This window comes from Candidatus Blochmannia ocreatus, assembly GCF_023585745.1.
Classification (GTDB): domain Bacteria; phylum Pseudomonadota; class Gammaproteobacteria; order Enterobacterales; family Enterobacteriaceae; genus Blochmanniella; species Blochmanniella ocreatus.
In genome coordinates, this window is the sequence record NZ_CP097762.1 from 264491 (window position 1) to 288221 (window position 23731).

The 23731-nt window shown below is 26.8% G+C and carries 16 protein-coding genes; 12 read left to right on the forward strand and 4 right to left on the reverse strand.

Features of this window, described 5'->3' with window-relative positions:
- The first annotated feature begins 209 nt into the window (after nt 1-209).
- The 6 genes from prfB to recC all read left to right on the forward strand — a co-directional run bounded on the left by prfB (nt 210) and on the right by recC (nt 10026).
- A protein-coding gene (gene prfB / locus M9405_RS01210) for a peptide chain release factor 2 (RefSeq protein ID WP_423775044.1) occupies nt 210-1326 on the forward strand; the annotation gives its coding sequence in 2 pieces (ribosomal slippage) (nt 210-266 and nt 268-1326; 1116 coding nt in all).
- A complete protein-coding gene (gene lysS, locus M9405_RS01215; RefSeq protein ID WP_250223459.1) occupies nt 1319-2851 on the forward strand; it encodes a lysine--tRNA ligase in 1533 nt (510 codons plus the stop codon). Before prfB ends, lysS begins: the two co-directional genes overlap by 8 nt.
- Before the next feature lie 172 nt (nt 2852-3023).
- Nucleotides 3024-4292, forward strand: coding sequence for a diaminopimelate decarboxylase (lysA, locus tag M9405_RS01220; RefSeq protein ID WP_250223460.1), 1269 nt, complete (start codon nt 3024-3026; stop codon nt 4290-4292).
- A 470-nt stretch (nt 4293-4762) separates the two neighbouring features.
- The gene (rppH, locus tag M9405_RS01225) at nt 4763-5257 is read left to right on the forward strand and encodes an RNA pyrophosphohydrolase (protein WP_250223461.1); all 495 of its coding nucleotides are present in this window, start codon (nt 4763-4765) and stop codon (nt 5255-5257) included.
- Between the two features lie 93 nt (nt 5258-5350).
- Nucleotides 5351-6208, forward strand: coding sequence for a prolipoprotein diacylglyceryl transferase (gene lgt, locus M9405_RS01230; RefSeq protein WP_250223462.1), 858 nt, complete (start codon nt 5351-5353; stop codon nt 6206-6208).
- A gap of 380 nt (nt 6209-6588) precedes the next feature.
- Complete coding sequence (gene recC / locus M9405_RS01235) at nt 6589-10026, forward strand: exodeoxyribonuclease V subunit gamma (protein WP_250223463.1); 3438 nt, start codon at nt 6589-6591, stop codon at nt 10024-10026.
- A 53-nt stretch (nt 10027-10079) separates the two neighbouring features.
- On the opposite strand, the gene recD is transcribed toward recC, so the two are convergent.
- The 4 genes from recD to map form a co-directional block, all read right to left on the reverse strand.
- Nucleotides 10080-12005 carry an exodeoxyribonuclease V subunit alpha gene (gene recD, locus M9405_RS01240; protein WP_250223464.1) on the reverse strand — a complete coding sequence of 642 codons (1926 nt, stop codon included), beginning with the start codon at nt 12003-12005 and terminating at the stop codon, nt 10080-10082.
- 292 nt (nt 12006-12297) lie between these two features.
- Nucleotides 12298-15828, reverse strand: coding sequence for an exodeoxyribonuclease V subunit beta (gene recB, locus M9405_RS01245; RefSeq protein ID WP_250223465.1), 3531 nt, complete (start codon nt 15826-15828; stop codon nt 12298-12300).
- 252 nt (nt 15829-16080) lie between these two features.
- Complete coding sequence (gene dapD / locus M9405_RS01250) at nt 16081-16923, reverse strand: 2,3,4,5-tetrahydropyridine-2,6-dicarboxylate N-succinyltransferase (RefSeq protein ID WP_250223466.1); 843 nt, start codon at nt 16921-16923, stop codon at nt 16081-16083.
- 348 nt (nt 16924-17271) lie between these two features.
- The gene (gene map, locus M9405_RS01255; protein ID WP_250223467.1) at nt 17272-18072 is read right to left on the reverse strand and encodes a type I methionyl aminopeptidase; all 801 of its coding nucleotides are present in this window, start codon (nt 18070-18072) and stop codon (nt 17272-17274) included.
- A 279-nt stretch (nt 18073-18351) separates the two neighbouring features.
- On the opposite strand from map, the gene rpsB reads away from it, so the two are divergent.
- The 6 genes from rpsB to uppS all read left to right on the forward strand — a co-directional run bounded on the left by rpsB (nt 18352) and on the right by uppS (nt 23717).
- Nucleotides 18352-19026 (forward strand): 30S ribosomal protein S2, encoded by a 675-nt coding sequence (gene rpsB / locus M9405_RS01260; protein ID WP_250223468.1) that lies wholly within the window; start codon nt 18352-18354, stop codon nt 19024-19026.
- A gap of 93 nt (nt 19027-19119) precedes the next feature.
- Nucleotides 19120-19944: a translation elongation factor Ts gene (tsf, locus tag M9405_RS01265; protein WP_250223469.1), complete on the forward strand. Its 825-nt coding sequence runs from the start codon at nt 19120-19122 to the stop codon at nt 19942-19944.
- Between the two features lie 202 nt (nt 19945-20146).
- Nucleotides 20147-20872, forward strand: a complete 726-nt coding sequence (pyrH, locus tag M9405_RS01270; protein WP_250223470.1) for a UMP kinase — start codon at nt 20147-20149, stop codon at nt 20870-20872.
- A gap of 71 nt (nt 20873-20943) precedes the next feature.
- On the forward strand, nt 20944-21501 hold the full coding sequence (frr, locus tag M9405_RS01275) for a ribosome recycling factor (protein WP_250223471.1): 558 nt from the start codon (nt 20944-20946) through the stop codon (nt 21499-21501).
- Nucleotides 21502-21593: 92 nt separating this feature from the next.
- Nucleotides 21594-22793, forward strand: coding sequence for a 1-deoxy-D-xylulose-5-phosphate reductoisomerase (gene ispC, locus M9405_RS01280; protein WP_250223472.1), 1200 nt, complete (start codon nt 21594-21596; stop codon nt 22791-22793).
- Nucleotides 22794-22967: 174 nt separating this feature from the next.
- Nucleotides 22968-23717, forward strand: a complete 750-nt coding sequence (gene uppS / locus M9405_RS01285) for a polyprenyl diphosphate synthase (RefSeq protein WP_423775049.1) — start codon at nt 22968-22970, stop codon at nt 23715-23717.
- Nucleotides 23718-23731 lie beyond the last annotated feature (14 nt).

Sequence of the window (23731 nt, forward strand, 5' to 3'; positions counted from 1 at the left end):
TTATCAATAAATAATCTGATATTATTTATTGATAAAAGTACTTTATACTAAAAATATAAATATAAATTTATCTAAAATTAATATATAATTAAAATATATACTTGTGTTTTAGATTATCATATATAAATATTAATAATAATCAAATCCAAATACATACATTATTTGATAAACATCAGCTGTTATATAAATAAAATAATCGGACAATATTTATGACAGATAAAAATATAATTAAACAAAATATTCTTAATATCCTAAGAAGGATATTAAATTTTAAGGATAGTTTTTAACTATGCACTGAAAAAAAAACATTTACATGTCACAAATTTTAAATTAAAATCATCCAATATTTGGAACAATATGCAGATAGCAAAGACTTTATCTCAAAAATATTCTTCTTTAAAAATTACCATTAATACTATAGATCAACTTTCTAAAAATATAGATGACTTAAATAGTATTCTAGAACTTACAGAAAAACATGATCACCAATTATTGAATGAAATTCAAACTCAATTAACTAAAGCAGAGCATACAATATCACAATTAGAAATTAACAACATGTTTTTGGGAAAATATGATAATAATAACTGCTATATTGATATTCAATCAGGATCTGGCGGCATAGAAGCACAAGATTGGTCTAGGATATTGTTACGCATGTATTTACGTTGGATAGAAAAAAAAGGATTTGACACTGAAATTACTAATGAATCAATTGGAGAAATTACTGGAATAAAATCTGCTACTGTACGCGTTAGTGGTGCGTATGCTTATGGATGGCTACATGTGGAATCTGGAGTACATAGATTAGTGAGAAAAAGCCCTTTCGATTCCTCTAAAAAACGTCATACCTCATTCGCTTCAATATTTGTATATCCAGAATTAGATGAAAGCGTAGATATTAATCTACGTCCAGAAGATATTCGTTACGATGTTTATCGTGCCTCTGGAGCAGGTGGACAACATGTTAATCGCACAGAATCTGCAGTGCGAGTCACACATATACCAACAAATATTGTAACTCAATGCCAAAGTCATCGTTCTCAACATAAGAATAAGAGGCAAGCTATTAAACAACTTAAATCTAAGCTATATGAACTGGAACTACAAAAAAAACGCCACGAAAAACAAATAATAAATAAAAAAAAATCTGATATTACTTGGGGTAACCAAATAAGATCTTATATTTTAGATAATTCTAGAATTAAAGATTTACGTACAGGTTTTGAAAAACGAAATGTTAAAGATGTTTTAGACGGAGATCTAGATGATTTTATAAAAATCAGTATAGAAAAATATTCTAAAGAATTTAATAATAATGATTAAATGTATACACTCGAAAAAACAATCTAATAAAACATTATATACTAATGATATATTAAGTGTTCGACAAGAAAAATTATCAAACATTCGAAAAACAGGAATTGCTTTCCCAAATGATTTTCGACGAAATTCCACTTCTAATCAATTGTATAAAAAATATGCACACAAATCTAAATTAGAATTACAACGTATAAATATTGAAGTAAGTGTAGCTGGACGTATAATAAGCCAACGCATTATGGGAAAAGCCTCTTTCATAACTCTGCAAGATTTTGGCGGAAACATACAATTATATATTACTGTTGACTCATTAAAGAATAATGCATATGAAAAAAATATAAAACAATGGGATTTAGGAGATATATTAGGTGCTACAGGTGTTTTATTTAAAACACGTACTGAGGAATTATCAATATATTGTAATAAAATCAAACTATTAACTAAATCATTACGCCCACTTCCAGATAAATTTTATGGATTAAACAATCAAGAAAAAAAATATCGTCAAAGATATTTAGATCTAATTATCAATAACAATTCTAAAGAAATATTTAAAACACGTTCTTTAATAATTGCTAATATTCGAGAATTTATGCAAAAAAATGATTTTATAGAGGTTGAGACCCCAATGATGCACATGCATGCAGGAGGCGCCAACGCAAATCCCTTTATCACACATCATAATAAATTCGGAGTTAAAATGTATTTACGTATAGCTCCTGAATTATATTTAAAACAACTTATAATCGGTGGGTTTGAACGTATATTTGAAATTAACCGAAATTTCCGTAATGAAGGATTGTCACCCCATCATAACCCCGAATTTACAATGATGGAAATATATATGGCCTATGCAGATTATCAAGATATAATAATATTAGTACAACATTTATTACGTTCATTAACACAAACAATATTAGGACATAGTATTGTAAAATACGGAAATCACCAATTAAACTTTCAAGATCCTTTTACGCAAATCACTATAAAAAATGCTATTTCTTACTACCTGCCAAATACTAAAAATAAAAATATAGATGATATACACGCTATTTCCACTATTGCGGCATCATTTGGAATACAAGTCAACAATCATTGGACTATAAATGAAATACAAATGGCTATTTTTGAAGAAATAATAGCAAAAAAAATTATTCAACCTACTTGTGTGACTACTTATCCGATAGAAATATCTACATTAGCGCGTCGTAACGACAATAATCCGCAATATGCTGATCGTTTTGAACTATTCATTGCAGGTCAAGAAATAGGTAATGGATTTTCAGAATTAAATGATCCAGAAGATCAAAAAGAACGTTTTTTGAAACAAAATAAAACAAAAATAAATAATATCACTGAAAAAAACAATAATACACCATACTATGATGCAGATTATATAACTGCATTAGAATACGGATTACCTCCTACTGCAGGAGTGGGGATAGGAATAGATCGGTTAGTCATGTTATTAACTGATACACATACTATCCGAGATGTAATACTATTTCCTACACTTCGCCCCAGATAAAATTTTTATACTAAATATACTTATAATTATGTAATAACATATTATCACTTATATAAAAATAAGTATATTAAAATAAACTTATACTTATAAATATAACATATCTTATATCACATAAGATATGTGTTCTTTATTTAAAATATAAATCTCAATAGACTAATATTAAATATATAATATGATACATAATACTAACACTAAAACAAAACTCTTTAATTCTAACGACTTAAAAAAACTTTATCAACAATATGATGGACCTGTCTGGGTATATAACGCATCTGTTATAATAAATCGTATTAAAAAATTGAAAAAATTCGATATTATACGATTCGCTCAAAAATCTTGTTCTAATATTCATATTTTAAAATTAATGCGTAATTACGGAGTAAAAGTAGATGCTGTTTCTTTGGGAGAAATAGAACGGGCAATACTAGCTGGATTCAAAACAGGCATAGGAAATAATGAAATAATTTTTACTGCTGATATTTTAAATACAGAAACATTATCCAAAATACTAGCATTAAATATTACTGTTAATATCGGCTCAATAGACATGTTGAAACAATTGGGAGATCGTTCTCCAAAACATAAAATATGGTTACGTATTAATCCAGGTTTTGGATATGGACACAGTAAAAAAACTAATACTGGAGGACCAAATAGTAAACATGGTATTTGGTATTCAGATATTCCAAAAGCTTTATCTTATATATATCGTTATAATTTAAATTTAATTGGATTACATATGCATATTGGATCTGGAATACATTTTAAACAATTATCTAAAGTTTGCTCCGCTATGACTAAACAAATAGAAACATATAAAATAGACGTAAAAGTTATTTCAGCAGGGGGCGGAATAACTATTCCTTATCACCATAATGATACAATTATCAATATAAATGATTACTTTTATTTATGGAATGAAACTAGAACACATATTAGTAAATATTTAGGACATAAAGTTACATTAGAAATAGAACCAGGAAGATTTCTAGTAGCTGAGTCAGGGATATTAATTGCACAAATTAGAGCTGTAAAAAATACAGGAAATCGTCATTTCATATTAATCGATGCTGGATATAATGATTTAATGCGTCCAGTTATGTACGGTAGTTATCATCATATTTCAATAATTCCTGGAGACAATAGAAATATCACAACAGAACCACTACGTGATACGATAGTCGGAGGACCATTATGTGAATCAGGTGATATTTTTACACAAAATAAAACAGGCAACGTTTTAACGCGAAAATTACCAAGCTCAGCAAAAGTAGGAGATTACTTAGTGTTTCACGATACTGGAGCATATGGAGCGTCTATGTCTTCTAATTACAATACTAGACCATTATTACCCGAAGTTTTATTTGAAAATGGAGAAATTCGACAAATTAGACGAAAACAAAAGTTATCAGATCTTTTTATGTTAGAAATAACAGAATAATTTCTTAAAAATTATTTATTTAATGAAGTATTTAATGAGGATCACAGTATATATATTTAATGTTTCAATAAAATACTTACTGAGTATAAGCATTATTACTAATAATATAACTAAATAACTTAACAAAACTATTAATGATTAAAGATTTAATAAAATACTAACCATACAAAGTAGTTAACACTAAATTAGTTACATTTAATAAAAATATTTAACTTAAAATAAATTATGCCTTATATACCACAATTATTTCTTAAAATATTTAACAAAAATAAAATTAATATTCTTTATAATTAAAATATTCAAAAAAATCCATAATATGACTTTAAAATAATTAAAACCAAAATGACTTGAATTAAATTCAATAAACAGATACTATTCGAATAAATTATTGGATAAATCTCAAGATTGTTGAATCATATAAAATATGAATAATTTTACTATAGTTTTTATAATAAAAATAGGAAAACATAGTGATTGACAATCACGGTTACCGATTAAATGTTGGTATTGTTTTATGTAACACTCATAAGAAAGTGTTATGGGCTAGAAAAAAATCTAAACAAAATAATTATTATTGGCAATTCCCACAAGGTGGAATCAATTTCGGAGAAACTCCCAAACAAGCAATGTATAGAGAATTATTTGAAGAAATAGGCTTAAATTATAAAGATGTATGTATCTTGTCTACAACAAGGTATTGGATACATTATAAATTACCTAAAAAATTAATTCGTAAGAATATTAACCCAATTTGTTTAGGACAAAAACAAAAGTGGTTTTTGCTAAAACTTAAATCTAAAGATTCAAAAATTAATGTATATAATCAAAAAAATTATACTTTCGATCAATGGAAATGGGTAAGTATATGGTATCCCATAAGACAAGTTGTATTCTTCAAAAGAAACGTATATAAAAGAATCATACAAGATTTTTCTAATACTATTGGATCACTTAAGTTCTCATAAAACTCACTTAAAATTTTTTAAAAAAATATTTTAAATTTAAAATCTATTATGTTAATAACATTAACACTCTACTAATTTTAATTATCAAATAACATGTACTATTATCATGAACTTAATCCGATAATTTTTTCAATAGGACCAATCTCATTATATTGGTACGGAATGATGTATGTATTAAGTTTTATATACGCTATTCGGATGATAACATATCATAACATAAATTATTCAAACAATATTTTTCTAAATTATAAAGATTTAGAAAACTTATTATGCTTATGTTTTTTAGGAATTTTATTAGGTGGTCGCGCTGGATATGTATTATTTTATCAATGGTCTTTTTTCTCACAACACTTATTAAAAATTTTAAATATATGGGAGGGCGGAATGTCTTTCCACGGTGGTTTAATAGGAGTTATTACAGCAATTAAAATATTCTCATACAAAAAACAAAAATCATTTTTAATGATAACAGATATAATCGTACCAACAGTACCATTTGGTTTAGGATGTGGAAGATTAGGAAACTTTATTAACGGTGAACTATGGGGACGAGTGACAACTGATGTTCCTTGGGCTATGTTTTTTCCTAAATCCATAAACCAAGATTTAATCTCACTAAATACTAATTACTCTACTGAATGGCAAGAATTATTTGATATGTATGGAGCTTTACCAAGACATCCATCTCAATTATATGAGATGTTCCTTGAAGGAATAATACTTCATATTATTATTAATAAATTAACTAAAAAATTTAAACCTACAGGGTATATATCTGGCTTATTCCTTATAAGCTATGGTATACTACGTATCACGGCAGAATTTTTTCGAGAACCTGATGAACAAATAGGTTTATTTATCAACACTATGACTCTAGGACAAATACTGTCGTGTCCTATGATTATAATAGGTTTTGTTATTACTTGCGGTTTTTTTCGACCTAAAAATTAAAAATTTCATTACTTCCTATATGAAGTATAATAATTTTTATTGATTTAGATTATCAATATACTAACTATAACATATACCAACAAAACAATTTTGTTTGTAAAGTATGATTTTTATCAATATCCACAAATAATATTTAAATTATGTTCAATATTTAAAAATCTATTAAATTCTATTTAATAGAATACTAATTCTATAATTAACAATAAAACATTTGTTTATAAAAATTTTTATTTAAAAGCATAAAATAATCTTTTAAAATAAAATCGCTTCATTTTATAAAATATTTTAGATACATTTAGCATAAATACTACAATCTGTATTTTCTAATATTAGTTAAACACTGTTGATTAAATATCTAACATAATTCAATAATACACTAAATGTTAACTATCTATCACTCTAATAACGCAAAAAAAATTAAAAACTTATTAATAGATATTATATCAAATAAACCATTATCTGATCCAATGACACCTGAAATAATATTAGTAGAAAAAAGTATAAAAAGAGAATGGCTAAAAATAGAATTAGCTAACCACTTCGGCATATTATGTAATACTGAATTCGACTCCATCCCAAATTTTATACAAAAAATATACAAAACAATATCATCACATAATTATATTGAAAAAAGTAATTTTTCTTATTCTGTTATGTATTGGAAATTTATGGAAATATTAAACCAAAATAGCATAATTAAAAATTATTCCACAATACAAACATATCTAAAAAATGATATAAACCAAAGAAAAATTGGACAACTTTCCGAGCAACTCGCATATCTGTTCACACAATACTTAATATATAGACCAGATTGGCTAAATTTTTGGAAAAATAACCATACTATAAAATACATAAAAAATGACCATCAAATTTGGCAAGCGGAAATATGGAAAAATTTTTTGAAAAACACAAATTTATATAATAAAGATAGTTTAACAAACATAGAAAAAATCTACATAACACCATTACAACACTGTATATATCTATTAAAACATAACTATAAAAAATATAATATTCCGAAAAGAATATTCATTTTTGGTCTAACAACAATTCCAATTGTATATTGGAAAATAATAAAACTATTAAGTTCACATACTAATATTTATTTATGGTTTATAAATCCCAGTAACTGTAATATACATAATAATTCTCATGTACTTAAAAAAAACACTTATTCTATAAAACAGCTTTCTTCTAAAAGAAAGAATACTATAACATCGCATCAATCTAAATATTCATTTTACGAAAAATATAATAAAACAACTAATACTTTTTCTAATACAGATAATATCTTTTTATATTCCTGGAACAATATTGGACGAAATACTCTATCTTTATTTAAAGAATTTAAAAACAAAATTGAATTTAATTATTTTTATATTCCTAAAAAAAAAACATTACTTTTCTACGTAAAAAAAGGTATTTCAAATTTTTATAAAAATAAAATTCATATAAAATATTTAAACACTAATAAAATATTAAAAAATAAACAAAAAAATATATTTCTGCCGGGAGATAAATCAATAAGCTTTCATATTTGTTATAATCTTCAAAGAGAAATAGAAATACTACACGATAATTTATTATCGCTTATTACAAATGATCCTTCATTATCTCCTGGGGATATATTAGTCCTAGCACCCAATATATCGAAATATGTCACAATCATTAATACTGTATTTAACACCAAACAAAAAAATCAATATTTACCATTTAGTATTTCATGTAAATATAAAAATAATATACATCCAATTATATTAACTTTTCTAAGTATACTTAATTTACCACATAGCAGATGTACATCTGAAGAAATTCTATCTTTTTTAAAAGTACCATCTGTATCAAAAAAATTTAACATAACCATAGAAGAAATAAAACTATTAAACATATGGATAATTGACTCTAATATTCGATGGGGTTTAGATAATATTACCATGAATAAATTCAATTTACCTATTACTAACCAACACACGTGGCAGTTTGGATTAAATCGTATGTTACTAAGTTATGCTTTAAAAAACTCCTCTAAAACTTGGATGAAAATTTTTCCATATTCAAATATAGAAAATAGAGAACATTTTAACCTAATTGGAAAATTAGGACAATTTTTACAAACCTTAAAAAAATGGCGAGACCAATTAGAACAATCTTACGAAATAAAACAATGGACTTTATATTTTAAAGAAATAATCAATGATTTTTTTCATCAAGATCCTGCAAATACAGAAGAAAACAAAGCTTTGCAATTTTTAATAACTTTCTGTCAAGAAATACTACAATCTGGAATACAAGCTAATTATAATCAGAAAATTAATGTCCTCATCTTAAAAGATAAATTATCTTATAAATTAAATCAAAAAAAAACGATATATAAATTTGTACCAAATACAATTAATTTCTGCGATCTTGCTGCAGCATATTGCATACCTTATAAAATAATATACATACTGGGTATGAATGATAATTTTCCTCGAAAAAAGATATCGCCCAATTTTAATTTAATGGCTAAAAAACCACGAAAACACGATAAAAATACATATGAACAAGATTGTTATACATTCTTATTAACATTACTGTCAGCACAAGAAAAAATATATATTAGTTTTATTGGAAATAATATGCAAAATAATACAGTATGTTTTCCTTCCAGATTAGTGAACGAATTATTTGAATACATTGCAGAAAATTTCTACTTTAAAAAAGATGAAAATATAGAAATAAACATTAAAATAAAACGTATACGCCAGCACTTATGTCAACAACATAGTCTTTTTGCTTTCTCTCCAGAAAATTTTTTACCTAATACAGATACTCAAAGCTTCTCGAATGAATGGTTACCCGCAGCAACAGTTATTAATATGACACCTAATTTAAAAAAAAAATATTCACACTTTAATGTTCCAATTATACATTTTTCTACAAAAACAATAAATTTCCAAGATTTATACAATTTTTACTACCATCCAGTACAATGGTGGTTTCAAAAGCGTTTAAACATATATTTTAATAAAAACATAGTAAAAATAATAGATCCTTATCATGTTGAAATAAACAATTTCAATCGTTATAAATTAAATATCAAATTAATTCACTATTTAATTAATAATAAAAATACTAAACAACTATATCAAAATATATATGCTTCAGGCATTCTACCTTATGGTGCTTTTGGTAAACTCTTTTGGGAAAAACAATATGCAAAAATGCTAAAATTAGCACATCAAATACATAAATATTATGTTAATAAACAAAATAATTTAAATATCTCTATAAAACTAAATGAAATAAAACTAACTGGACAATTAACTAGAGTACAAGAAAACGGATTAATACGTTGGACACCAAAAAATATTTCTATGCGCGATGTATTCTTACTATGGTTAGAACACATCACCTATTGTGCTATAGGCGGAAAAGGTGATAGTAGGTTAATTGGTATTAATGATACATGGCATTTTCCGAATTTTTCAAAAACACAAGCAAAAAAAATATTATCAACTTTAATATTAGGTTATTCTAATGGAATTAACACGCCCATATTATTACTGTACCAATCTGGAGGATCTTGGATAAATCACATCTTTAATAAAGTAACAAAATCTATTTCATCTGATCCACTTGTACAACAAGAAGCACGTAAAAAATTAATTTATACTTGGCAACACGGCACAAACCAATTTTCTCCATTTAAAGAAAGTAATGACCCCTACCTTCGTAAACTTATTCCATTTGATCTAAATACAATGGATATTACACAAATTACTAATACAACACAACATTATTTATTCAATATTTTAAAATATAAAATACTTTAATACACACCAAAATAATAAAATATTTTCTAATTGATAATAGAAAGTATATAATGTTATTGTGTTACAAGATTTTTCTTGAGTCTAGAATATAAACCACTATAACGATGTGTAATAGTACGTACACTACGCATGATTATTTGATCTGTGCCATATAAAAAAATACTCTGACGTGCTCTAGTAACAGCAGTATATAATAATTCACGAGTCAATATCGGTGTATATTGATTCGGTAATATTATCGTAATACACTTAAATTCAGAACCCTGAGATTTATGAACAGTCATTGCAAAACAAGTTTCATATGCTGGTAACTGATATATCGGGACAATTTTCATAATATTCGTAGGTAATAAAAAATATGCAGATAATTTATTTTCATTATTTGACAATAATATGCCAGTATCTCCGTTATATAATCCTAACGATGGACTATTCTTTAATATAAGAATAGGGCGACCTATATAGTTTCCAGAATTATGTAATTGAATTAAACCCTCTTCATGTAATAATTGTTCAATATAAGAATTTATTTTTTCTATTCCAAACGGTCCATCACGTAATACACATAAGACTCTATATCTATTAAAATGCTCCAAAATACTTTCAGTAGTCATTACAGAACTTTGCAAAATTTTTAAATATGCTGAATATTTCATAGCACAATTAATAATCATTTTTACATAATTTTTATCTAAACATGACATATCATTATAATATATATCTGTATATGTATTAGAAGTTAATGCAGATAATATATGATTATAATCACCTAATTTTATAAAATAAGCTAACTGCCCAATTCCAGAATTTTCGCTAAACCTATAATTTTTATTTAATGTACATATTCCATCTATAATCCCATTATAATTACTGAAATTAGTATATGTATTACATCCAATAAACTCATCAGTATTAGAACAAACTATATCATGACCAGTGCATTGCTTAACTTCTTGACTGAGTCGATTGGAATAATGAAATTTTTTAAATTTACATAAATCCTGAAATATAAAACCAGGTTCTACTGAAGATAATTGATGTTGATCACCAAAAAAAATCACTTTCGTTTCAGGTTTAAGTGCTAATGCTACTTGAGCTAAAATAGATAAACTAATCATAGAAGCTTCATCAATTACTAATAAATCTAAAGATTTATAACTTAAATTACTATAGTAAAAATTATTCCCTTTATGTAACCAATTTTTAAGAAAACTATGTAACGTCATTGCTTTTTCTGGTATATTGGAAAAATAACATGTATCTAATTGTGAAATACCACCTATCATGCTATTAAACGACGCAGTTAATAAAGCTGCTGCTTTTCCAGTTGGAGCAGTTATCTTAATATTCATAGCGTTATTACTACTATATAATAGTATAGCTGCGATCATTTTAGCGATCATCGAAGTTTTCCCGGTACCAGGCCCTCCAGAGATTAATACTCTATTACGTATTATTCCAATGGCTGCTGCTATTTTATGCCAACTGATCTCAGTGTAATTATCGGGAAATAATTGATTCAAAATATTAAACACTCTTTTTACATGAAAAGTTTCAGAACAGCATTCTTGACTAAAAAAACGAGCTACTATACATTCGTCCTGCCACATATTATACAAATATAAACGACCATTCTCTAGTACCAAAGGAGTTACTAATGCTCCATTGCTAACGGCAGGAGATTTATATAACAAATCTAACCAATCATCTATTGATAGTATCCCTAATTTTTTATGTATTTCGTGTAATAATTCAGAATGCATTTCCGTAAATAATTCACCGGAAACTAATAATGATATAGGAAGGCAAACATGACCAGATCTAACAAATGCACTTAAGCTAACGCTAGCTAACGCTAATACATCTTTCACATTATGATGTAAATTATTGCGGCTCGACAAAGTTAATAATCTCGCAAATTGTATATCTAAAAAATTACATATTCCTAGTTTTAAAAATTTTTCAATAATATATTCCATAAAAAATAAAATTCTAATATCAAATTCAAATATACAAAACTTTAGTTGTCTATAAAAATTTAAATAAAAAATTTTTTACTGAAATTTGAATTTCATAATGCATCAATATTATGTGCAACATAATTATTTTATAATAACGTTGTATACATATATTTATAAATATTTTATTAATAAATTGATTAATAATAAATACGTAACCATACAATCATCCCTGATATATAAAATATTTTTTTATTTTACATATAAAAATTTAAAAAATAAATTTTTATAACTTATATTATTATTTATTTACCTAAAATAAATTATCTAATTTTTCAATAAATTGGAATTTTGGATACGAAAAATATACTCCATTGCTGCATTTTTTTCCATTCATTCCACGTATAAATAAAATATATACTCCGCCAAAATCTTTTTCATATTTATATGATTCTAATCTACTTCTCAAAAATCTATGTAATGCTAAAGTATAAAGTTGATATTGTAATTCATAACGATACTTAATAATTTCTTGTTCCATATTATAATTAATATAAAAATTATTATCTGGACCTAACCAATTTGTTTTATAATCTACTAAATAATACTGTTGATTCCAACGAAAAACTAAATCAATAAATCCATTTAGCATCCCTCTAACTTCTAAAAAATTTAAAGAAGGCGCCATATATGATAAAACATCATATTTCTTACACAAAGCATCTAATTTTTTTAAATTTAAGTTTTTATTAATAGGTAAATAAAATTGTAATTCAGTCCTTTTATCATTAGGACATATTTTTGCAAGAGTTAAATTTTCATAATTCAGAGAAGTATTTACTATTTTATATATCCATGCTCTAATAAGCGCACCCCACATAGTATCAATCTTATATTTATCCATATAAATATATAATCTTTTTATATCAATAGCATCTCTAATGTCTAACACTTCTAAAATATTATGCAAAAAACTTCCAAAAATTCTTCCTTTAGGGAAAAGGTGAGGAGTTAATGATAAAGAATTATGTTGTTCATGAGAAAAATTATCATTAATATCACGCAACATTTGTGTTGTACAACATAATATACCGTTATTACTCTTTTTTAACTCACTAAAACTGGTCATATTCCATGAAATAATATTTTTCAATATTTTTCGTGTTTTTGCCGATAAAACTTGACCAGATGTGGTTAAAGATAAAGCAGAAAAAGATCTTTTCATTTTTGAAATAATACGAAAAGAAATATTCTCTGCTGAATTAATACATAGTTCTATTAAATTTTGTTTTATCTTTTTAAAATCTCCATAACTATTTTTCTGTATTAAATAACCCACCGCACTTCTATGTAACTCATTAATATTAGATTTTTTTTTATATCTATGCGTTATTGCTCCAATACCTATTGAACAATGATAAATACTACGAGTTAAAGCTACATATAGTAATCTTAAATCTTCTAATAAACGTTCTTCATCTGAAAATACTAAATTTGATTCTAACTCATTAAAATCTAAACAAGATTTATATGAATTTCTATCATGAAAAAAAATATTTTTTTTATAATTAAAATCCGCAATAAACGGTAGAAATACTAAAGGAAACTCTAAACCTTTAGACTTGTGTATCGTGCTAATTTTAATTAATGATCGATTACTACCTGATCGTAATTTATAATCCTGTATTTCATTACTTGTATGTCGCGACATATTAGATACTAACCATTCTACAAGCATATATTCATCTTGCAATGAACTCGATGCATCTTGTAATAATTCACCTAAATGTAAAATATTTATTAAACTAGATTCCCCGCCAATTATAGATAATAATTTTTCTGGTACCTTATAATAAAAAATTATTTTTTTTATCATTAGTAAAATTCCATGTTTTTTCCACACTGAATTATATTCAGAAAAATTCTCTAATATAGATTCCCATTTAGATTCATCATTATTGACGCTATCAATCTCAAACGCGCTAAAATTAAAAAAAATAGTTGCTAAAGCAGTACAGATCCTAAAACGATCTAAATATAAAACTGCTTGTAATAATAATAGTAATTCATAAGACTCTATTGTTTCAAAAATACTTTTAGAATTTGATAAAAATACTGCCGATATATTTGCTTGTAGTAAAGCAGTACGCATCAGCAATGCTTCTTTATGAGTACGTACTAATATAGTTATATCCGATGGCTGTAATAATCTCTTATGCGATTTATTTTTTAACCAAGCGTTACCATTATTAATTTCACATAACAAATCATACAAAACAATAGCGCATTCTTCTGCCATTGCATGCTGATAGGACTCAATAGTAATCGTTTCAGAAGGGTGTAACCAAAAACACATTGGTTTTTGTAATTTATTATTTATAATAAACCGATATGCATTGTCATTATCAGCAGATTTAGAAGGAATAAATGGCATATCTGCAAAAATAAAGGGATTAGATATAGATTGGAATAAACTATTAACGGCATTGACCATACCTGATGATGAACGCCAATTAATATTAAAATAGTATTTATCTTTAATAACTTGACGCGCTTTCATATATGCAAACACATCAGCACCACGAAAAGCATAAATTGCTTGTTTTGGATCTCCTATTAAAATTAAACCATTATTTATACGATTATCATATAATACACGAAAAATATTAAACTGTTTCTCATCAGTATCTTGAAATTCATCAATAATAGCTACCGGATAATATCCACGTATTATATCTGCTAAATTATTTTTAACGCTATTATCAGATAAATTACACTCTAACACATTAATAATATCATTAAAAGTAATAGAAGATCTTAAGTACCGCGTTCTATTTAAATCATTACGGATTTCATAAATCGCAATATCAAACACTAATGCTTTAAAAGATGCTAATTTTTTATATAAAATTGTTATTGAATCAAATAAAAAATATAAAGCATTCTTTTTATAATTATTACATATTTTCAGTGCTCTCGTGCTAAATCTGTACAAATCTTTGGGTACAATATGATCAACCGTCGGACAACTAACCCATCGATTAATTCTATCGATCCAACATGATAAATTTTTTTTATTATATATCTTGCGATTAATCTTATAAGAATTAATCGCAATCATTATCTCATATCTATTTATATTCCATGCATTCTTAAGTTGTTTGATATACAAAATTATTTCTTCATAAAAAGAAGAAATTCCTATTCTTTTCGTATGCGTGTCATACCCACAAAATATTGGATATGATCCATATATAAAAGGCAAAATATCATTTAATAAACTATATGAATCTTTCCAATATTCTTGAACTAAACTCACTATATTACACGGAAGCCCATAAAAATTTCTTCTCCAAAAATCTTCACACATTTGTTGATAAAATATTTTTTCATCATCAACAATAGTTGTATGAAATAACATATTTAATTCTATTGCATGACTATTCAAGATATTTTGACAAAAACTATGTATAGTAAATATAGATGCTTGATCTATTTCTTGCTCTGCTGCAGATAATATACAAATTGCGGCAGATATGTTCTTGATTTGCTTTAATAAACTAGAAAATATATAATTCGTACTAAACCCAGATATACAATCTAATCGAAACTGGTGAATACTTTCTCTTATACGATACCGAAGCTCTCGCGCCGAAGATTTCGTGAAAGTCACTACAAGTATTTCCTGTACCGTTAAAGGCCGAAAAAAATCAAATCTGCTACCCAAACATAATAATAATCTAATATAAATTATTATTAAAGCATACGTCTTACCAGTACCTGCAGAAGCTTCTATTAAACGAGTACCATATAACGGTAATTCTAATACATGCAACCTGTACATATATAACTATGCATACATCTAAATTAGAAACACACTTAATTTTTAATTATTAACTGTAACATACATAAAACTTAGTAATTTTTATATTAAAAATAATGATATAATCAAATGTTGAAGTCATATTATCAATTGTTATTATACTGAATTAAAACTAAATAGTACATTATTGACATAATGTAAATGTATCCTATTAAAAATATAATACAACAATATTAAAAATCGACAAACATTACTGTTTAAAAAAATCATTAATCAATCACTATCTACACAATCACGCAATAATTTATTTATCTGAATTTTATTTTTAGTTTTAGAATCTACTCTTTTTACTATCACCGCACAATAAGTATTAACTTTTCCATTCTTATCTGGAAAACTTCCAGGGATCACTACTGAACCCGCCGGGACACGACCATAAAATACACAACCGCTATCACGATCATATATTTTAGTACTTTGTCCAATAAATACTCCCATAGAAATTACGGCGCCTTTTTCAACAATTACTCCTTCTGCAATTTCAGAACGAGCGCCAATAAAACAATAATCTTCAATAATAGTCGGATTAACTTGTAACGGTTCTAAAACACCTCCAATCCCAACGCCTCCCGATAAATGCACATATTTCCCAATTTGAGCACAAGACCCAACTGTAGCCCAAGTATCAATCATTGAGCCTACATCAATATACGCACCAATATTAATATAAGATGGCATAATTACTGTATCATTAGCAATATAAGCTCCATACCGAACAGTAGCTGGTGGAACTACTCGTAAATTTTTATTAATAAAATTCTGGGGATTCCATCTAGAAAATTTTAAAGAAAATTTATCAAAAAAATAATTATCACCCCAATTAGTCAATTTGTTTTCTAAAACAGAAAAAGATAATATGATTGCTTTTTTTAACCATTGATGTGTTACCCAAACACCATTAATATTTTCTGAGACGCGTAACATTCCACTATCTAATAATCTTAAGACTTCTAAAATCGCATCAACAACAGAATCACGATTTTTACTCTTATCATGTTGTAAAAAAAAATCTTTTTTTTCAAAAGCTATTTCTATTATATTTTTTAATATTTGCATATCTTATTAACCTATACAATATAATTACCTCAAAATAACAAATTAACCATAAATCATTTCATAAATATTATATATAATACAGAATTTCATATTAATAAATACACATAAAAAATCCACAATAAAATTGTACTAATATACATGTAACCCCTAAATTTCATTACTATTTATACACTATACTGACACAACGTTTTTAGTAAACTAATCATTAAATTTAAATACTGTAAATATTAAAATATAATGAATAAATTATTCATTATATTTTAATATTACAACATTCCGACATTAAACATTAATAAATATAATAATAAAATTTAATTTTTAAAAATCTCTAAATATTTCAGACAAATCTCATAAATTGGCATGGGTAATAACCTCTGGAAAACACTCTTCATCCCGTAAAGTTAACACTTCACATCCGCTATTAGTCACAGCAATAGTATGTTCATATTGCGCAGATAAGCTATGATCTCGTGTTTTTACAGTCCAGCCATCATTTTGGTCAGTAAAAACATGTCGACTACCTGTATTAACCATTGGCTCTATCGTTAAAGTCATACCAGATTGTAACACACAATTATCATCATCCGCATCATAATGCAATACATGAGGTGGCTCATGAAAAAATTTTCCAGTACCATGACCGCAATATTCCCTAACCACCGAAAAATTTGCGTGTTCAACAAATTTTTGAATAGATCTACCTATATCACGAAGACGTAAACCCGGTTTAATCATACGAATCGCTAAATAAAGGCTCTTTTGAGTTACCTGACATAAACGTTGTCCTAAAACTGTAGGTTTACCTACAAAAAACATTTTAGAGGTATCCGCGTATAATCCATTTTTAATCACTGTAACATCAATATTAATAATATCTCCTGATCGCAATTTAAGCGCGTTATTTGGTATACCATGACAAACTACATCATTAACTGATGTACAAATAGATTTAGGAAACCCTTTATACCCAAGCGGGGCGGGAATAGCATCTTGTACTTGTGTAATATAATTATGACAAATAGTATTTAATTCCTCGGTGCTAACCCCAGGTTTGATATGACGCGCAATCATTTCTAATACTTCCGCTGCTAATCTTCCCGAAAGACGCATCTTTTCTATATCTATAGACGATTTGATAATAATATTCATAATTTAAAAATCCAAAACAAATACATTTGAAACATTTCAGTAATTAAATGCTACAATAGCATACTTAATTCCCTAAATATTTAAATAAATTAACACATATTAGTATATGAAAAATAATTTCATTAACCTTATCTATAGATTACTATTCTGAATCAATCATAATACACTGAAATTAGTATAACATATACAATATAATTTATCCATATTTAGAATATTTAAAATTCTACAATATTGCCACATAATATATCCAACACTTAATTTCATTAGGAGATATATAAAATGGAACAACTTTCTATACGAGATATGCTAAAAGCAGGAGTACATTTTGGACATCAAACACGTTATTGGAATCCTAAAATGAAGCCTTTTATTTTTGGGATACGTAATAAAATACATATTATTAATCTAGAAATAACTATGTTAATGTTTAAACAAGCACTATTTGAATTAAAAAATATTACTTCATTAAAAGGTAAAATTTTATTTGTAGGCACTAAACGCGCAGCTCGAGAAGCAATAAAAAAAACAGCATTATCGTGTAATCAATTTTTTGTCAATCACCGGTGGTTAGGTGGAATGTTGACGAATTGGAAAACAGTGCGTCAATCTATAAAACGTTTAAAAGATTTAGAACATCAGTCAAAAGACGGTACCTTTAAAAAGGTAACAAAAAAAGAAGCATTAATATTAAATCGAGAACTTATTAGTTTAGAAAATAGTTTAGGAGGTATCAAAAATATGGGGGGGCTACCAGAAGCAATTTTTGCTATTGGAGCAACACATGAACAGATCGCCATAAAAGAAGCGCGCAGTTTAGGTATTTCAGTCTTTGCAATAGTAGACACTAATTCTAATCCAGATGGAATTGATTTTATTATTCCAGGAAATGATGATGCAATACGTGCAATTAATCTATATCTAGGAATTGTATCTAATACAATTCAAAATAATTAGACTTAAAATTTATTTTAATCATACACATAATAACTATGCTACTTACTATAGTAACATTACTCTAATGTATAATATTTCTTATGTAAAATCACTATGAAAAAGAATATAGCTAATATTAATAATAATTTAATTAAAGAACTACGCAGGCGCACTAATATTGGAATACTAGAATGTAAACAATCATTAATTCAAGCTAATGGAAATATTGAGTTAGCTATAGAAAATATGAGAAAATCTGGCGCAAAAACTACTGATGACAAATCTAATCGTACAACAAAAAAAGGTATAATTCTAATAAAATTAACACCTAATAAACAACTCGGCGTCATGATAGAAATAAATTGTGAAACTGATTTCGTATCAAGAAATAATATTTTTCAAGAATTTGCTAAAACTGTTATGATGACAGCATTACGTGAAAATATTAATGATGTCAATTTAATAAATACTATGTTTATAAAACAAAAAGCCAATACGATAGCAATACTAGGAGAAAATATAAATATAAATAGACTCATTATTTTACAAGGACAATATTTAGAATATTATATACATGGATTAAAAATTGGCGTCATAATTGCAACTAACAAAAAAATTGGTAATGACATAATAAAGCATATCGCTATGCATATAGCTTCCGAAAAACCAAAATATATTAATGTCGAAGATATTCCAAGTGACGTGATAAAACGTGAATACCATATTCAAATGGAAATTGCCATGAAATCGGGAAAACCAAATAATATTTTAGAAAAAATAGCCAAAGGACGAATGAATAAATTCATCAATGAGATAGTGTTAAAAAAACAAAAATTTATTATGGATACTGATAAAACAATAGAAAATCTATTAAATGACCATAATATTGAAATTAATAACTTTGCGCGATTTGAAATTGGCGAATTTTATATAAATTAATATTTATACAAAATTGACAAATATATACTATCATATATTCTGCTAAATAAGTACTTTAGGTATGATATGTTCTTAACTATTTTAAAAAACTATATTTAATGCATGCATAGATAAGAGGCATCGATATTATATGTATCTGATCCAATAATTTAACTCAATCGATACTTAGTTCTATTTAGTCATTTTGTGAGGAATATGATTAATGGTAACTCACACTCAACCAATTTATCGACGCGTTGTACTTAAAATTAGTGGCGAAGCATTGCAAGGGTCCGAAGGGTTTGGAATAAACATAAGTGTATTAAACCGAATGGTTATAGAAGTTAAAGAACTTATTAAAATAGGCATTCAAATAGGTATAGTAATAGGAGGAGGCAACTTATTTAGAGGAACGGGTTTAGTAAAATCTGGTATAAACCGAGTAGTTGGGGATCATATGGGTATGTTGGCAACAATAATGAATGGATTAGCTATGAGAAGCGCATTAAACCATATGTATGTCCATGCTTGCCTTATGTCATCCATTTCGCTAAACGGCATGTGCGAAGATTATAACTGGATAAAAGCTATTAATTTATTATCCAATAATTGGGTGGTAATTTTTGCGGCTGGCACTGGAAATCCATTATTTACTACCGATTCTGCTGCATGTTTACGAGGTATTGAAGTGCAAGCAGATGCGGTACTAAAGGCCACTAAAGTAGACGGTGTATTTTCTACTGATCCAATAAAACATCCTGATGCTATATTATACGAACAACTAAGTTACCAAGATGTTTTAAATAAAGAATTAAAAATCATGGATCTAACAGCATTTACATTAGCTCGAGATCATGAGTTACCAATACGTGTATTCAATATAAATAAACATGGTGCATTAAAAAGAATAATAATGGGATATAAAGAAGGTACTTTAATAAGTAAATAATATCTAGACACTTTATATACAATTAAATCTAATAAATTAACTTTTTCTTAAATATGAAATAGGTATCTATCTTGATAGAAAAGATTATAATTGAATTAGAATCACAACTAAAAAAATGTATTAACACCTTTAAAAAACACATTAATACTATTCATATAGGTAAAGTGTCTATAAACATGTTAAATAACATACAGATAAACTACTACGGTGCATTAGTGCCAATACGTCAAGTATCTAATATTACTGTAGAAAACCCCCGTACATTAACTGTTAATGTTTTTGATATTAAAATAATTAAATTAGTAGAAAAAGCTATTAATACTTCTGAATTGGAATTAAATCCAATCTCTTGCGGTAATATAATTAAAATTGTATTGCCAATGTTAACGGAAGAACGTCGTATTACTTTAACAAAAGTGGTACGTTCAGAATCAGAAAAAAGTAAAATTTCTATAAGAAATATACGACGTATTGCTAATGATAAAATCAAATTTTTATTAAAAAACAAAGAAATTAATGAAGATATAATGCATAATTATCACAATAAAATTCAAAAATTAACAGATACTTATATTAAAGAAATCAATTTTATATTATCAAAAAAAGAAATGGAATTAATGAAATTTTGAATGCTGCATATGCACTATACATAATCATCTGTATAAAAATATACAAATGTAATTTATACACTTAACTCACTTTTCTAAATTATATTATAAGTATGCAATCTATAACTATACTAGGCAGTACTGGCTCTGTAGGACAGGCTACTATTTCTGTGGTCCAACAACATTCTAGCAAATTTTGTGTACGCGCCTTAGTAGCTAAAAATAATGTATCTATAATGACCAATCAATGTTTGACTATATGTCCTAAATACGCATGTATGATAGACGAAAACGCTGCTAAGATGTTAAAATCAAATTTAATTGCCGCTGGAAAAAATGATATCCAAGTATTATCTGGAATAACTAACGCATGCGCATTAGCAATGCTAGATGATGTAGAGATGGTGATGTCCGCCATAGTTGGAATAGCCGGATTAAAACCGACTTTTTCTGCCATTCGTGCTGGAAAAAAAATTCTTTTAGCTAATAAAGAAACTTTAATTACTTGTGGAAAATTTTTTATGCAAGAGGCTGAAACACATAACGCTACTATATTACCTATAGATAGCGAACATAATGCTATTTTTCAGAACTTACCAATAAAATGTCAAAAAAATCTAGGACGTTTTCCTTTATCTAAATATGGTATATCAAAAATTGTACTAACAGCCTCCGGAGGAGTGTTTAGAAAAATACCTCAAGAACAATTATCTTCAGTAACTCCAGAACAAGCCTGCACCCATCCTAATTGGTCTATGGGCAATAAAATATCAGTAGATTCTGCCACTATGATGAATAAAGGTCTAGAATACATAGAAGCACGTTACTTATTTAACGCCAAATCTAATGAAATACAAATTTTACTACATCCACAATCTATTGTGCATGCTATAGTACATTATACAGATGGAAACATGTTAGCTCACTTAGCTATTCCAGATATGAAAATTCCTATTGCATACGCTATGGCTTATCCTAATAGGATGCCTCTGAAAATGCCGTCTTACATAAATACTAATTGTTTAAACACACTGCATTTTGCAGAATTAGACTATCATAGTTATCCTTGCTTACAATTAGCAATAGACGCAAATAACTCTGGCCAAGCTGCAACTATAATTTTAAACGCAGCTAATGAAATAGCCGTAGAAGCATTTTTACATAAAATTATTTCTTTTAATAAAATACCTGATATTATAAGTAATGTACTTGATGTCGTTCATTTTAATGACCCTAATAATATAGAAGAGATACTTTACATAGACAAACAAGCTCGAGCAAAAACAACATCATTATGTTATGTAAAAAAATAAATAATGATTTGCAAAAACATTTTTTATCATACTCATATATACTGTATATATAAAAGCTATTATGTCATATATATTAAGTAATAGCTAACTAATCACAATTGATGTATGTCAACTAACTAATAAAAAAATTTTTGTATATATTAAGATATTTGATTTAAATAATAAACACGTGTGATATCATCTAAAAATAAACAAAACATTAGCACTTTTTCATCTAATGTATTACCGCGACACGTTGCCATAATAATGGATGGAAACAGACGTTGGGCAAACACTCGAGGGAAATTACGTATTGTTGGACACAAAGCTGGGCTAGATGCAGCTCGCAGAGCTGTAAATTTTGCTATAAATTATAAACTTGATGCATTAACATTATATGCATTTAGTAGTGAAAACTGGAAACGACCCAGCGGGGAAATAAAATCTCTAATGCAATTATTTTCTCATGCTCTAAACAAAGAAATACACACACTCCATAAAAATAATATCAAATTACGCATTATTGGAGATATAAACAAATTTACTGTTGAACTTCAAAAAAATATTAAAAATTCTGAACAATTAACTGCTAAAAATAATGGACTTACACTTAATATTGCAGCAAATTATGGAGGACGTTGGGATATTATCCAAGGTGTTAAACAACTTGCTACACAAGTACAAAAAGGAATGTTGAATCCTAATCAAATTAATGAGGATACTTTATGTAAATGTGTTTGTATGAATGAATTAGCGCCAGTAGATTTAGTAATTCGTACAGGAGGTGAGTATAGAATTAGTAACTTTTTACTCTGGCAAATAGCATATGCTGAATTATTCTTTACAGATGTGCTATGGCCAGATTTCAACGATATGATCTTTAAAAATGCACTCAATACTTTTACTAAACGAGAGCGTCGATTTGGCAGTAATGCATCTGCATAATCTACATCTTATAA